The 14,644-nt window shown below is 35.5% G+C and carries 10 protein-coding genes; 3 read left to right on the forward strand and 7 right to left on the reverse strand.

Translation table 11 applies throughout. The features are described from left to right. Nucleotides 1-102 precede the first annotated feature (102 nt). The 4 genes from NST91_RS22905 to NST91_RS22920 all read right to left on the reverse strand — a co-directional run bounded on the left by NST91_RS22905 (nucleotide 103) and on the right by NST91_RS22920 (nucleotide 5,594). Nucleotides 103-1,602, reverse strand: a complete 1,500-nt coding sequence (locus tag NST91_RS22905; RefSeq protein WP_341332995.1) for an N-acetylmuramoyl-L-alanine amidase — start codon at nucleotides 1,600-1,602, stop codon at nucleotides 103-105. A 163-nt stretch (nucleotides 1,603-1,765) separates the two neighbouring features. After that, nucleotides 1,766-3,751, reverse strand: a complete 1,986-nt coding sequence (locus NST91_RS22910) for a cell wall-binding repeat-containing protein (protein WP_341332996.1) — start codon at nucleotides 3,749-3,751, stop codon at nucleotides 1,766-1,768. Between the two features lie 253 nt (nucleotides 3,752-4,004). Continuing rightward, a complete protein-coding gene (galU, locus tag NST91_RS22915; protein ID WP_341332997.1) occupies nucleotides 4,005-4,874 on the reverse strand; it encodes a UTP--glucose-1-phosphate uridylyltransferase GalU in 870 nt (289 codons plus the stop codon). A 75-nt stretch (nucleotides 4,875-4,949) separates the two neighbouring features. Then, nucleotides 4,950-5,594 (reverse strand): sugar transferase, encoded by a 645-nt coding sequence (locus tag NST91_RS22920; protein WP_341332998.1) that lies wholly within the window; start codon nucleotides 5,592-5,594, stop codon nucleotides 4,950-4,952. Nucleotides 5,595-5,882: 288 nt separating this feature from the next. On the opposite strand from NST91_RS22920, the gene NST91_RS22925 reads away from it, so the two are divergent. Next, nucleotides 5,883-8,231, forward strand: coding sequence for a cell wall-binding repeat-containing protein (locus tag NST91_RS22925; protein ID WP_341332999.1), 2,349 nt, complete (start codon nucleotides 5,883-5,885; stop codon nucleotides 8,229-8,231). 152 nt (nucleotides 8,232-8,383) lie between these two features. Beyond that, on the forward strand, nucleotides 8,384-9,340 hold the full coding sequence (tagU, locus tag NST91_RS22930) for a polyisoprenyl-teichoic acid--peptidoglycan teichoic acid transferase TagU (RefSeq protein ID WP_341333000.1): 957 nt from the start codon (nucleotides 8,384-8,386) through the stop codon (nucleotides 9,338-9,340). Between the two features lie 44 nt (nucleotides 9,341-9,384). Here the strand turns inward: tagU and wecB are convergent, their stop codons facing one another. From wecB to NST91_RS22945, 3 genes are all read right to left on the reverse strand, one after another. After that, nucleotides 9,385-10,527 carry a non-hydrolyzing UDP-N-acetylglucosamine 2-epimerase gene (wecB, locus tag NST91_RS22935; RefSeq protein WP_341333001.1) on the reverse strand — a complete coding sequence of 381 codons (1,143 nt, stop codon included), beginning with the start codon at nucleotides 10,525-10,527 and terminating at the stop codon, nucleotides 9,385-9,387. A gap of 140 nt (nucleotides 10,528-10,667) precedes the next feature. Further along, nucleotides 10,668-12,689 carry a teichoic acids export ABC transporter ATP-binding subunit TagH gene (tagH, locus tag NST91_RS22940; RefSeq protein WP_341333002.1) on the reverse strand — a complete coding sequence of 674 codons (2,022 nt, stop codon included), beginning with the start codon at nucleotides 12,687-12,689 and terminating at the stop codon, nucleotides 10,668-10,670. A 217-nt stretch (nucleotides 12,690-12,906) separates the two neighbouring features. Next, nucleotides 12,907-13,182 carry a hypothetical protein gene (locus tag NST91_RS22945; RefSeq protein ID WP_341333003.1) on the reverse strand — a complete coding sequence of 92 codons (276 nt, stop codon included), beginning with the start codon at nucleotides 13,180-13,182 and terminating at the stop codon, nucleotides 12,907-12,909. Nucleotides 13,183-13,564: 382 nt separating this feature from the next. Here NST91_RS22945 and NST91_RS22950 point away from each other — a divergent pair, with 382 nt between their 5' ends. After that, nucleotides 13,565-14,581, forward strand: a complete 1,017-nt coding sequence (locus tag NST91_RS22950; RefSeq protein WP_341333004.1) for a DUF6270 domain-containing protein — start codon at nucleotides 13,565-13,567, stop codon at nucleotides 14,579-14,581. The last annotated feature ends 63 nt before the right edge of the window (nucleotides 14,582-14,644 follow it).

Below are 14,644 nucleotides of genomic sequence, written 5' to 3' on the forward strand. Positions count from 1 at the left end.
AAAGAAATTCAGGTGAATCATTTTTTATTTCTAATCCATCACTTAATTTATTTCGATAATAAAACAAACAGAACGTTTAATGATCTGTTTGTTTTATATTTCTTAATTTTTTCCGTAATAGTTGAGAATACCTTGATAAATTGCATTGGTTGCCTTTTCTCGATAAGCTGCGCTTGCAAGTTTTTGAGCATCGTTTTGATTTGTAATAAAGGCTACTTCTACAAGAACACTTACCATAGTAGTTTCTCTTATTACCTTAAAATTCCCTTCTTTTACACCACGGTCACGAGTACCAAGCTGCTTTACTAGTTCTTTTTGTATTTCTGTAGCTAATTCTTTACTTTCCTGACCAGCATAGGTGTCATTCCAATATGTCTCTGTACCGTTTGCCGAGCCATCAGAATAAGCATTATTATGAATACTAATAAACGCATTCGCTCCGATATCATTCGCAGCTTTTACTCTATCATCTAAAGTAATATATTTGTTAGTTGCTCGGGTCATAACAACATTTACACCTGCAGCTTCAAGTTTAGGTTGAAGTCGTCTGCTAATATCTAACACAATATCGCTTTCCTTTAATCCATTCCCAATTGCACCTGGATCTGTTCCACCATGTCCGGCATCGACAACAATTGTTAATCCAGCGAGCTTACCTGATAGTTGTGCAACTATTTTTTGAGGAATAGATCCTAATCCACCGAGTACTACATAATTTGAAATTTTGCGTTCACTAATTATTTTCCTTGTTGGATCTGGGATTTTATCACTCCTGGTTAATAAAATAGGAGCATTCTCTTTTGCAGCTAAAACAGAGCCTGTTAGTGCATCAGCGAAAGTAGCGCCAGTTGACAAGTAGGCTTTTCCTGTTGGCAATTTTAACTGTCTTATAATATTGGCAGCTACTTCATACCGATCTTCACCTGAAATTCTCATCGGAGTAGGCAACTGACCATATACTGTCTTGCTAACACTTGCTTCTCCACCAACAACTATTGTGCTAGTGATACCAAGAGAACTTAATGTTTGTTTTGTTGCTTGAGGCATAGCCTTAGGTCTCGTTAGTAGGATTGGAATCTTGTTTTGAGATGCATAAGGGGAAATCGCAAGTGCGTCTGGAAAGTTTAATCCATCAGCGATAACAGCCTTTTTATTTCCAGGTAACTGTTTTGCAACATTTGCCGCTACTTCAAAACGGTCTTCTCCATTAATACGTGTAACTTCTTTAATTCCCATTTTGCGCAGCTCGTTCAACACAGAATCAGCTATACTACCTGGTCCACCTACTACGACAACCCGATTCGGTTTAAGTCTAGCAATTTCTTTTTTTGTAACATCTGTTAAATTATTATTGTGAGTTAATAGAATCGGAGCATTATAGTGATAGGCTAACGGGCCAGAAGTAAGAGCATCGGCATAAGCATTATAGAATGAGAGAACTACAGTGTCTGACTGCGTTGGCCACCCCTTTTGAGAGAGATTAACAGCCACTTGGAACCTGTCTTTTCCATCTACTCGTTCTGCCGTACCACTTGCTATGGCGCTATTTGCAAACAAAAGTAAAACAAGCGGAAGAACTAGTAATATAAAATATTTTTTCAACTTTTGATACCTCCAATTAAGAAACGTCTATCGACAATATACCAAAACATTCCCTCTTTTTCATCAAAATCCGCAATTTATTTACAAAAAAGTAATCTATTGAAACTTGTTGACATAAAAAAGTGTAGACTTACGCCTACACTTTTCTGATAGATTCGCATCATTATTTTATTTCTTTACTTCCAAGCGCTTTATCAATTTTATACATATGACCTGCCACTCTAGAACCCCAATTTGGGTCAGATGCATACCATACATTGATTCCACTACCCTTATTTCCAGGATATGGGCCACTAAACTTCCAGCTATTAGGATTCGTGTATCCATTTTTCATATAGTCTAATGCAAATGCCTTAATACTATCTTCAAAGCTAGCAAATTTTTTAGCATTCGTTGCTGGATCTATATCTGTTGCTTCAATACCAAACAGGTTATTTTTCTCGGTTGCAATATCACTTACTCCCCAAGCACTTTCATGAATGGCAGCACCTAGGATAAATAATGCATTAATCCCGTAATCCTCTTGCGCTTTAAACATAGCATCAATAACCTTTTCATCTAATAAAGGACTTGTCCTACCTTCTTTTCTCTCCCAAGTAGCACGTTCCTGACTAGTTTTTACAAAAGACAGAAATTGTTCTTTTGTATACTGTGTTTTTGAAGTAATAGAAGCAAATTGGAAATATTGTTTTTGTGTTCCTACTTGCTTATTACTTGAATTAAAGAAAGTAAATCCATCCCAACTATAGTAGCGTTGTCCACCTGCCATAAATGAAGGGGCCTTTCCAATTACCGTTTTCACATTGTTTACAACATGATTCAAATCTCCGTTAATAGATTCATAGTGTGATCGATTAGCATTCATTACGACAGGAGGGTACATTTTAACTTCTGACTGCTTCACCCATCCAATTTTATCTGCATACTGAACTTTTACCTTTTTAGCATCAGCTTCTATGAACTTTAATTCTGCTCCAGGCACTACATACGTGCTTCTTTGCCAATCATACATTTGTGAACCATAATATAGGTTGACAGTTGTATTCCCGTATGAAGGGGCAGCTTTAACTAATCCGCTTGTCATGTTAACAATTTTGTTCCCAAAAACGACTACTTGATTGGAATTCGCTAGTGGCACCTGTTCAAAGCTAGAATAGTTCTTAGGATTAATAGTTAGGGTACCGTTAGATGCAACTGTTGCCAGACGGTAACTAACAAGCTTCTCCACAATATCTTGTGGAACTGAACCAGTTCCTCCTAAGACAGTTAAGTTAAACATTTGTTTCTCAAAAATGACAGATTGAATAGATTCAGGGATATAAGTCGGACTTGATAATAACATCGGTGCGTTATTTTTTGCAGCCAACACAGATCCTGTTAGCGCATCGGCAAATGTAGTACCAGTTGCAACGTAAGCTTTTTCGGTATTATAGCCTAATTGTCTAACGATATTCGAAGCGACTTCATACCGATTTTGTCCACCAATTCTAGTTGGATTTTTCAATTGATTGAAAACTGCCTTAGAGACACTTCCTTCTCCCCCAATAACAAGAGTATTACTGAAGCTAGCAATCGCGTCTTTTGTCTCTTGAGGAAGTGCAGCTGTACGGGTTAGAAGAATTGGATATCCGTTTTTTGCAGCATAAGGAGCAATTGCTAATGCATCAGAAAAATTTAGACCATCTGCAATAATCGCCTTTGAACTACCTTTAAATTCTTTTGCAATATTTTGAGCTACTTCATAACGGTCATGACCATCAAACCGAACTACATTAGTTACGCCAATATCCTTCACTTGCTTGACTACCTTTTTAGAGACACTTCCAGTACCTCCAATTACAATTACCTTCGTTGCTTTTAATCGTTTAATTTCATTCTTTGTAACATCAGTTAAATTATCCTGATGAGTCAATAGGATAGGAGCATTATTTTTATATGCTAGAGGTGCTGCTGAAAGAGCATCTGCATATGCATTATAAAACGATAAGACAACTGTATTAGATGTTGTCCAGCCCTCTTTCGAAACATTTACAGCTACCTCGAATCGATTTTTTCCATCGAGTCGGGTAATTGTTGTATCTGCTGATACCGATTCTACGCCTATCAAAAGCAAGAACGTTACTACGATTAAAGAAATAATTTTACGCAAAAACTTGTCCCCCTCATTAAAAGTTAGAGAAAAAACGTACCTAAAGGTCTATAGTAATCTATGACTCTTTCTTTCTCTCATGTTTACTCTATTAAAAAACTTATCAAAAATTGTCAGTTAGGTAAATAGGTAAATAGGATATTATCGAATTTTGACTAAAAAGATAATATTTAGCAAATAAAAAACTGTATAGAAAAACTCTACACAGTTAAATCGAATTCTATTAAATTATCAATAGCTGGTCATCTATATTTTATTTTTCCATTACTAATTGCTTTAAATAGTCCATAAGTTCTTTTTTTAGGTTATCTCGCTGTAATGCAAATTCAATTGACGTTTTTATATACCCCAATTTATCGCCAACATCATAGCGTGTTCCTTCAAATTCATAAGCAAACACCCTTTGTCTTTCGCTTAATCGTTGAATCGCATCCGTTAATTGAATTTCTCCACCTACCCCAACTTCTTGTTCGTCGAGAATCTCAAATATGTCAGGAGTTAAAATATACCTTCCCATTATCGCAATATTTGAAGGTGCCTCACTAACCTTGGGCTTTTCTACTAAATTAGAAATCTCGAATAATCGTCCATTCCTATCTAGTGGATCCACTATTCCATAACGATTAGTTTCAACCTCAGATACAAGTTTAACTCCCAATACGGAACTGTTTAATTCGTTATAAACGTCGATTAGCTGTTTTAAACAAGGTATATCAGACTGGACAACATCATCACCTAACAAAACTCCAAATGGTTCATTGCCAACAAATTTTCTCGCGCACCAAATGGCGTGACCTAAACCTCTAGGCTCTTTTTGTCGAATGTAATGTATATCAACCTTAGAGGATTGACGAACCTCCTCCAATAAATCGTACTTTTGTTTTTTAAATAAATTGTCTTCTAACTCAAAGGCGTGATCAAAATGATCTTCAATGGAACGTTTCCCTTTTCCAGTAACAATAATAATATCTTCAATTCCTGATGCAATCGCTTCCTCAACGATATACTGAATCGTTGGTTTATCAACAATCGGGAGCATTTCTTTAGGCATTGCTTTTGTTGCAGGAAGAAATCTCGTTCCTAAACCAGCTGCAGGGATGATTACTTTTTTAATTGCACTCATAGAACTCCCCCTATAAAAAGAATTAGTTTAATCATATAATAGTAGACTCTAATGAATATGTGAAATTGTATTATATTATGATTGTCGAAAAACTCTTTGCTTGGGTTCTATGCTGTTTTCTGAATTTATTTGAGCTCCCTCACGTACACCATTTGATTGAAGAACATTCAAAATCGTTTTTACTAGTATTTTTACATCTAGTGAAAAAGAAAGATTACTAACATATTCGCTATCGAATGCAACCTTTTCTTTTATAGAAATTGTATCTCGGCCATTCACTTGTGCTAGTCCAGTTAATCCTGGTTTTACTTTATATACTCCATTATGTTCACGTTTTATAATCAAAGCCTTTTCATCTTTTATTACTGGTCTCGGACCTACAATACTCATATCACCCTTAATGATATTCACTAATTGAGGGAGTTCATCAAGACTTGATTTACGCAAGAACTTTCCTAATTTAGTGATATGTTGTTCAGGGTTAGTGAGCAGTGCTGTTGGCATATTATGTGGCGCATCCGCCTTCATCGTTCTAAACTTTATTATATAAAATTCTTCCCTATCTTTCCCAACACGTTTCTGTTTAAATAAGACAGGTCCTTTTGAATCTAGTTTTATACAAATAGTAATTAGCAGGAATGCCGGAAGTAAAAATAACAATGCAATCATTGAGAGAACAATATCCAAAAATCTTTTTAAAAAGCGATTATAAACTCTCATCGTTCACCCCATCATTTTTCCTTATTTATTAATATCTCAGAAGAACATTTATTAGTAGGAATCATTTTTTTCTAGTCAGACAAATACACATCTTGATTATCTTAACAAATTACACGCAAATAATCTATGCCTATAATCTGGTTATTACAAAGCTTTAATTGTAAACGCCTTGAAGAAATCAATACTCAGAATAATAATTGGATAATAATGCTGAGAGCACTACTCTACACATTAAATTTTTTATTAAAGAAATACTACGAGTATATATTCTAAAAGGAAGTGCAGCTTATGGATTTCTTTCACTCCTACAAAATAATACAAAATAAAGATACTGTCGAGCTAATTCTTTATGTAAATCCTAATTCTACTGAGTTCGCTTCAGAATTAGGCGAAATAACGGAGCATAAAAAAGAAAGTCTCCAACAAATTGTAAATAAGTATGTAAAAGAGAAATTTCCCAATATGGCTGTAAAATCAGTAAAAATAATGGCAGGTTCATTATTGTTTGCTACCCTTTTAATGGATACACCCAAGGCAAGCGCTGCAACTGATTTTAATATGGGTTATTTATATTTTGGCTCAACGGATTCATTTATTACTCAGGTCGACAGAACACAAGGTGTTATTAACGAAACAGCCCCAAGTTATTTTGATTTAAATGCTGATGGCACTTTAAAAATCACATCGAAAATGGATAAAGATAATGCATTTGTGAAAGAAATGCACAAGCGTGGAGTAAAAGTAGTCCCATTTGTCAGTAACCACTGGGATCGTGACATCGGCAGGGCTGCACTGGCAAATCGCGAACTACTTTCCTCCCAAATTGCTAAAGCTGTTATAGACAATAATCTTGATGGAGTAAATGTCGATATTGAAAATGTTTCAGATATCGACCGCAATAATTATACAGACTTCGTTCGGTTACTTCGGGAAAAGCTTCCAGCTGATAAATCTGTCTCCGTAGCTGTTGCTGCGAATCCGAACGGGTGGACAAAAGGTTGGCACGGATCTTACGATTACCAGAAACTTGCACAATACTCCGATTATTTAATGATTATGGCATATGACGAAAGCTGGCAAGGGAGCGAACCGGGTCCTGTTGCAAGTATCTCTTTTGCAGAATGTTCGATAAAATATGCATTAGCACAAGGTGTACCTTCTAGCAAAATCGTCTTAGGATTACCCCACTACGGTCGATATTGGATTGAAGGACAAGCAGCAGGCGGTTACGGAATCTCAAATAGTCGAGTTGAAGAAATAATAAAGAAATATAATGGCAAAGTTACATTTGATGTGAAAAGTCAATCACCCAAAGCTACTGTAATAATAAAAGAAGGTGATCCAGCTACTATTATTAATGGAAAAGCGTTGGCTGCGGGGACATACACGATTTGGTATGAAAATGCACAATCAATTAAAGCCAAGGTAGACCTAGTCGATCAATACAACATCAAAGGAACCGGCAGCTGGAGTCTCGGTCAAGAAAACACTGCTCTCTGGTCAGAATTCAAAGAATGGATTCCCAAACAGGCTGTAGATGAAGGAATTCCACAACAAAATCTAGCTGAATTCCCCTCCAGCACATTGACTACTGTTAATTTGCGAGTAGCACCTTCTATTAGTGCGGGGATAATAAGTACTTTAGAAAAAAGTAAACCTTTAAAGGTTCTCGAAAAACCAATTACTCAAGAAGGTCACGATTGGTATAAAATTCAGCTTCAGGATGGAACGGAAGGATATGTTGCAGGTAATTACATTAATGTCGTTAACCGTATATCAGGAAAGAACCGCTTTGAGGTAGCTGTTAAAATTTCAAATCAAGGTTGGCCGGAAAAGGCAGATACGGTTATTCTTACAAATTATACGGCATTTGCTGACGCTCTAGCCGCTTCCCCTTTAGCCTATCAAGAAGATGCTCCCATTCTTCTAACACATCAAGATCGACTCTCTGATGAAACAAAATCAGAGCTAAATCGATTAAAACCGAAAAGAATCATTATTGTGGGCGGGGCTGGAAGCGTTGGTGAAAATGTAGTAAAAGAGGTTACGAATGAAGGGTTTTCGAACATTGAGAGAATCGGTGGTAAGAATAGATATGAGGTTAGCTATCATATTGCACAAAGGTTAGGAAACACAAGCACAGCCATTGTTGCAGATGGCAGGAACTTTCCTGACGCCCTAGCAATCGCACCATATGCAGCAAAAAATGGATACCCCATTTTACTAGCAAAGGGAAATAATTTACCAGATGAAACAATGCTGGCTCTGAAAGAAAAACAAATTCAAAATACAATTGTTGTGGGTGGAGATGCTAGTGTGGGAAATGTTGTCTATAACCAACTCCCTTCTCCTCAGCGAATTTCTGGCAAGGACCGCTATGAAGTGGCCGCAAATGTTATTCGGGACCTAGACCTAAATCCTTCAAGCGTTTATATTGCAACAGGGACTACATTTGCTGATGCACTAACTGGCTCTGTCCTTGCGGCAAAAGAAAATGCATCACTAGTTCTTACTAGACAAGACAAACTACCCGATAGTTCATTATCCATTCTTTCTGAAAGAAAAATGACGAAACATAAAATATTAGGTGGCACTGGTTCGGTAGGATATTCAGTTGTCGATCAACTAAGAAAATAGGAATGGTTTGAGTAAAAACAACAAATGGTTTGCAACTTTATTAATAAAACAAAAAGCCCATAAAAATTCCATATTATTTCCATTGTTATAAATTCAAATCAAGCTTATAATTCATAGTTGTTGACATTTTTAGACAAAAAGGGAGAAAGAATATGGGGAGACAACTTAAAAAGAAAATGAGCACAGGTAAGAAGGTACTACTCTCAATCCTTAGTATTATAATAATAGTAATTTTAGGTATTGGTGGATATGGCTTTTATCTATACAATTCAGTAGCGAAAACAGTGGATTCAATGCATACGCCAATCGACCGCGAAAAGTCGGAAAAGCGTGTGGAAGATGTTGTTTTTGAAAAACAAGATCCAATTTCAGTATTGTTAATGGGCGTTGATGCTCGTAAAGGCGACAGAGGTCGTTCAGATACATTAATTGTCCTAACAGTTAACCCAAGTGACAAATCAATGAAAATGGTAAGTATTCCAAGGGATACAAGAACTGAAATTGTCGGTAAAGGATTCCAGGATAAAATCAATCATGCTTATGCATTTGGTGGACCAGAAATGTCAATTAATACCGTAGAAAACTTCTTGGATATACCGATTGATTATTATGTGCAAGTCAATATGGAAAGTTTCAAGGATATTGTAGATGCTGTTGGTGGAATAACGGTTAATAACGACTTTGATTTTAGCTTTGAGGGTTACACATTTAATAAAGGTCAGCTTTCATTGGATGGAAAAGAAGCCTTGGCATATTCTCGAATGAGAAAAGAGGATCCACGAGGAGACTTTGGACGCCAGGATAGACAGAGACAAATAATTCAAGGTGTAATTGAGAAAGGCGCAAGTTTTACTACTTTAACAAACTTTAGTGATATTATGGGAGCCATCGGCAAAAACATCCAAACCAATTTAACGTTTGATGAAATCGTTGGTATCCAAAAGAATTATAAAGATGCGAGACATAATGTAGAACAATCGATGGTTAAGGGACAAGGAACAAGAATCGACGGAATTTATTATTATTCTGTTCCTGAAGAAGAACGGACTGCCCTTTCCTCTATGTTAAAAGAGCATTTACAGATAAGTGATACTATAACAAAGAGATAAACCCTTAGGGTTTATCTCTTTTTTTGGCCAAATTTTATTAAATGTTATTGGAAAGGTTCAGGAACCTTATCTATTTTTCCAAATCGATACAGGATTGCCTGGACGATTCGATGTGCGGCTTGACCGTCCCCATAAGGGTTTGATACATTAGCCATTTTTTCATATTCAGACTTATTAATAAGAAGCTCGTTCACTGACTGGTAAAGTGTATCTTCGTTAGTCCCTACTAGTTTTAATGCTCCTGCCTCAATTCCTTCCGGTCTCTCTGTTGTTTCTCTCATAATTAACACTGGTACTCCAAATGAAGGTGCTTCTTCTTGAATACCTCCTGAGTCCGTTAAGATTAAAGAAGCTCTCGAAGCTATATTATGAAAATCGATAACACTAAGTGGCTCAATTAGATGGATGCGCTCAATTCCATCAAACACTTCGTGAGCAATATTTAAAACGATCGGATTTAAGTGAACTGGAAAAATAACATGAAAGTTTTGATGCTCCATAACAATTCTTTTAATAGCCCTGAACATATTTTTCATGGGCTCTCCAAGGTTTTCTCTCCTATGGGCCGTTAGCAGAATAAAACGATCATTCCCTATTTGGTCAAGAACCTCATGGGTAAAGTTTTCTTTTACTGTTGTTTTTAACGCGTCAATAACTGTATTCCCCGTAATATAAATATTGTTTTTCTTCTTATTTTCTAATAATAAGTTTTCAAAAGACCTTCTTGTAGGAGTAAAATGTAAATCGGCAATAACTCCTGTTAATTGGCGGTTTACTTCTTCAGGAAAAGGTGAATACTTTTCCCAAGTCCTTAGTCCAGCTTCAACATGAGCCACCTCTACTTGATTGTAATATGCTGCCAAACTTGCTACAAATGAAGTTGTAGTGTCTCCGTGGACCAATACTAGCTTTGGATTCACTTCCTTAATTATCGTATCAAGCCCTTCTAATGCGCGAGTGGTTAATCCTATTAAGTTTTGACGGTCCTTCATAATATTCAGATCGTAGTCTACATTTATTTCAAACACTTCTAGTACTTGATCAAGCATTTGGCGATGCTGTGCAGTGACAGCTACAAACGATTGAATTAATTCCGGATATTTTTCTAGCTCCTTAATAAGTGGGGCCATTTTAATCGCCTCAGGTCTTGTTCCGAATATAGTTAATACTTTTAATCTACTGGTCATGAAATCTCCTCCTTTCCTTCGAATTTATTTTTTAGGTAAATGACTTCGGTTCAATATTACTTCTTCTAAATTTAATTTCATAATAAGTGTAAAAAATTGCAACAAGAATAATCTTGTTGCAATTACAGATTCCATCTTTATTATGGACTACCTGGAGAGGTTGGTTCAGAAGGCGGAACTTCTGTATCCCCTCCGGTTTCTGGTGGTGTACTCCCACCGGATTCCGGTGGTGTATTTTCTTGTGGTGGTTTCGGTTCTTCCGGTTTTACAGGTTCGGTCGGTACCGGATCTGGTTTCACTACCGGTTCCTCTGGTGTAGTAGGTGCGGTAGGCTTCGGTTTGTTTTCAACTGGCTTAGTCGGTGTACTTGGCCTTGTAGTTGTACTCGGTCTTGTAATAGGTCCAGTTTGGCTCGGCGCCGCATCCACTATATCACCTTCAGACACATTTCCATTAGTTTGGGTAGACTCATCAGTTTCCGTTATCTCGTATTCACCAACATTAACAATATGATCCTTATCCGTAATCACAGGTCTAATTACCAAGGTATTTACATTATTAAAGTTATCAGCATATACCACAAAGTCGTAGTTCTCACCATGATACAACAACACAGATTCTTCACTTCGAAGGTCTGGTGCACCTGTGTTCTCGCTAAAATCATCAATATTAAAATTGGTATTTAGGTTATAAGTAATCTCGTCTACTTTACCGTCTTGGTCAAAACTAAATTCTTGATTACTTTCCTGGTTAGGAACGTTTTCCTCAGTGAGTGCAAAAGATGAATCTAGGTTAGAAAGATCTACATTTAATAATTCTGAAATTGTAGATATGTATTTTGAATCACCATCATTTTTGACTTCTAACTTAGTGACGATTTGTTCACTTATCCATACTTCTTGGTTACCTTCAATATTTAATTTCAACCATTGAAAGTCTTCTACTGGATCCTTTTTAATTTCGGATACATAGAAGGCTTGCCCAAAATACAACATATTTACGCGATTGCTATTAGCCATATCTGGGGTATCTCTTACAAAGGCCGCAGAGACATTCACGTACCGGATATCAAGAACCTCCTCAATGATTGCAGGCTCTTTTACTTCCTCTGTATTTATTTTAGGTGGCTCTTGCTCGACGGTAACTTCACTTTGAATTTTTGGATCCTCAGATTGCTTACCAGCCATTAGCTTGTCCCACCCCATTACTACTCCTGCACCAAGTAACGCAACAAAGAAAATGCCTATTAACCAGAACTTACTTTTACCTCGTTTGCGCCTTATTCTACTATTTGATGGAGGGACTACCTTATCATTACTATCGCTATTATTATCATCGTCTTTACTTTTATTAACAGGTTGGGGGTTGTTCTTTTTCTTACTTCTTCTTTCATTTATTTGCTTTTTTAATTCATCTTGTTCTTGCTTTGACATCTTTTTGAAATCTTTAATAAATTTTTCGTATTGTGGAACAACTTCTTCAATTTGGCCAAAGGCTTTTATTTCCCCACCCTCAAGCCAAAGTGCTTTTTGACAAAATTCTTTAATTTGGCCAATCGAATGGCTTATAAAAAAGATGGTCTTTCCTCTTTCTTTAAACTCGTTCATTTTTGCCAAGCTTTTATCAGCAAATGTTTTATCTCCTACTGAAAGGGCTTCATCTATTACGAGAATATCTGGGTCGATTGTAACAGAAATCGCAAAGCCAAGGCGAGATTTCATCCCACTCGAATATTTTTTTACTGGCTGGTCAATAAAATCACCAATATCTGCAAAATCAATGATTTCGGGCATCATATTCGTGATCTCCTGCTTCGAAAAGCCTAACATTAAACATTTTAACTCTATGTTCTCTCTTCCTGACAACTGGTTATTTAATCCTGTCGCGATTGAAATAAGTGAAACATCGCCTAATATATTAATTTCGCCAGAGGTTGGAGGAATTACGCCTGAAATAAGATTAGATAGGGTCGATTTACCTGATCCATTGATCCCTATTACCCCAATAACGTCTCCTTTTTCAGCAGTAAAGCTTATATCCTGAAGCGCATAAAAATCTTTACCATAACCACTTGGCAAAGCTATATCTAACAACTTATCGGATGTTTTACGATACATCTTGTATTTTTTTGTAACATTATTAAAAATAACTGAACTACTCATGTTGGCTCCTTTAAACTTTCTTTCAATTACCGCATACAGACTTTATAATATGTACTCTTCATATTAACACAAATCATAAAGAACATTCATTGTAAAAATAGTGAAATTCAAATTTTCGTTACCTTCCCATTTTATAAAATTCCCTAAAACGGAAGAATATATAGAAAAAGCGAGACACAATTATTTAAAATTAATCGTATCTCGCCTGTTTGTTCTTTTATAATAAGTGGTCGCAACCCATAGATTTAAGTTCGTCATAGTACTGTTCCTTTGTTGAGTTTCGTAAGTAGTGGCCAAATGTATTATAGTAATTTTCGTTTAACTGAACAATCTCTAGTTCATCATAATATACAAATGCATCAAGCTTGCCTTCTGCTCTAACCCAAACACCAAGCTGTTCTTCTTTTATCACATCGTATTCATTACCGATCATATGCATAGGAGTTTCATTTCCATTTCCATCCACAATTGAGTTTACAACTTTAATTCTCATCTGTTATCCTCTCCTCAATTTTATAGAATTGCCTTTAAAAATGAATACTATTTCGGTAAAATAATTTACTACCATATATTTTGCTTATAATTACCGTATCATGTATTTTTTTTCATTTCAATTAATGTTTATAGTTATTTTACGACAACAACATTAAGTTTATTCGCAGTTTTTGTAACTTTTTTGTATAATTTATATATATTTAGTATATCTTCTTCATCTAAATACCTAATAAGGAAATATTTTAAGCTGCTTATTCCAGCTGTTCATGTTATTATTATTGGGTTATTTTATGCTATATAAACAAATGAAATACTTATTAAGTATAATTTTAACAATAAGTGAGTATTTAGGAATGTTTTAAAGTATTGGGGGGGGTATTATGCTACCTATAAATGTAGCAGTATTAGGAAGTTGCGTTACTAGGGATGTTTTTAATTCGAAATTTATAGAGAACTATAAAAAATACTATGACTGTGTAGTTACACAAAACCAAACGTCTATAATAAGTCTCATGTCTGATCCTGTCGATTTTGATGAGAAAGATATTGATAATCAAGCTGATGCTTACTCTATAAGTAATGTTAAATCTGAATTAACCAAAGAAAATTTACAAAAGTTAAAGGAAACACAACCTAAGTATATTCTATTAGATTTTTCTGGAGATATACGTTTTGGTGTCATAAAAATTTCTGAAAATCAATTTATTACTAATAATAGATGGAAAGTTAGAAAAACAACTTTCTTCAAGAAACTTAGTGACGTACAAGTATTTGAAATAAATACAGATAAGGAATCCTATATTGAATTATGGAAAAGATCCGTTGATAGATTATTTGATTTTTTCAATAAAGAATTACCTAATACAAAAATTATTGTTCATAAGACCAGAAATACTGATTATGCAATTAATGAGGATGGAAGTCTATTTAAATTAAGTGAAAGTGGAAAAATGAAAGCCGAAAATGTTAAAGAACTGAACAAGACTTGGTCTACTCTAAACGATTATGTTGTTCAAAAGTATAATACCTTCATTATCGACATGACCGATAGGTATTATTTATCCTACACCAAACATCCATGGGGGCCTTTTTATACACATTTTACTATGGATTACTATCAAGATTTTTTCCAAAAATTAAACCAAATTACGATTAAGGATAATCCAGAAATACTAACTAAGATAATTGAAGATATGTATAAAGAACAAAGTGAATTAACAAAACCATTTTTAGGGATTATTGATGAAAATAATAAATTGAATCGTGAAATTACGGAACGTGGGATGAGAGTAGCTGAGTTAGAATTAGGTATAGAAAAATTAATAGAAGAAAATGAATATTGCCACCCAGTAGACCCTCCTTTGCCATGTTTTTATCCCATTAATGACAAGTTTTAGACCCACCTCTGCCAAACTGAGGACCACCCTCCTATATAATGGAATTGCACTATGCTGTGCAAA

Origin of the sequence: Ferdinandcohnia sp. FSL W7-1320, assembly GCF_038050315.1 — a bacterium.
GTDB lineage: Bacteria > Bacillota > Bacilli > Bacillales > Bacillaceae_L > Ferdinandcohnia > Ferdinandcohnia aciditolerans.

Coding starts and splice junctions, on each gene's coding strand:
- NST91_RS22950 (WP_341333004.1), top strand. CDS start 13,565: ATGCTACCTATAAATGTAGCAGTATTAGGAAGTTGCGTTACTAGGGAT.
- tagH (WP_341333002.1), bottom strand. CDS start 12,689: ATGAGTAGTTCAGTTATTTTTAATAATGTTACAAAAAAATACAAGATG.
- wecB (WP_341333001.1), bottom strand. CDS start 10,527: ATGACCAGTAGATTAAAAGTATTAACTATATTCGGAACAAGACCTGAG.
- NST91_RS22920 (WP_341332998.1), bottom strand. CDS start 5,594: ATGAGAGTTTATAATCGCTTTTTAAAAAGATTTTTGGATATTGTTCTC.
- NST91_RS22945 (WP_341333003.1), bottom strand. CDS start 13,182: ATGAGAATTAAAGTTGTAAACTCAATTGTGGATGGAAATGGAAATGAA.
- tagU (WP_341333000.1), top strand. CDS start 8,384: ATGGGGAGACAACTTAAAAAGAAAATGAGCACAGGTAAGAAGGTACTA.
- galU (WP_341332997.1), bottom strand. CDS start 4,874: ATGAGTGCAATTAAAAAAGTAATCATCCCTGCAGCTGGTTTAGGAACG.
- NST91_RS22925 (WP_341332999.1), top strand. CDS start 5,883: ATGGATTTCTTTCACTCCTACAAAATAATACAAAATAAAGATACTGTC.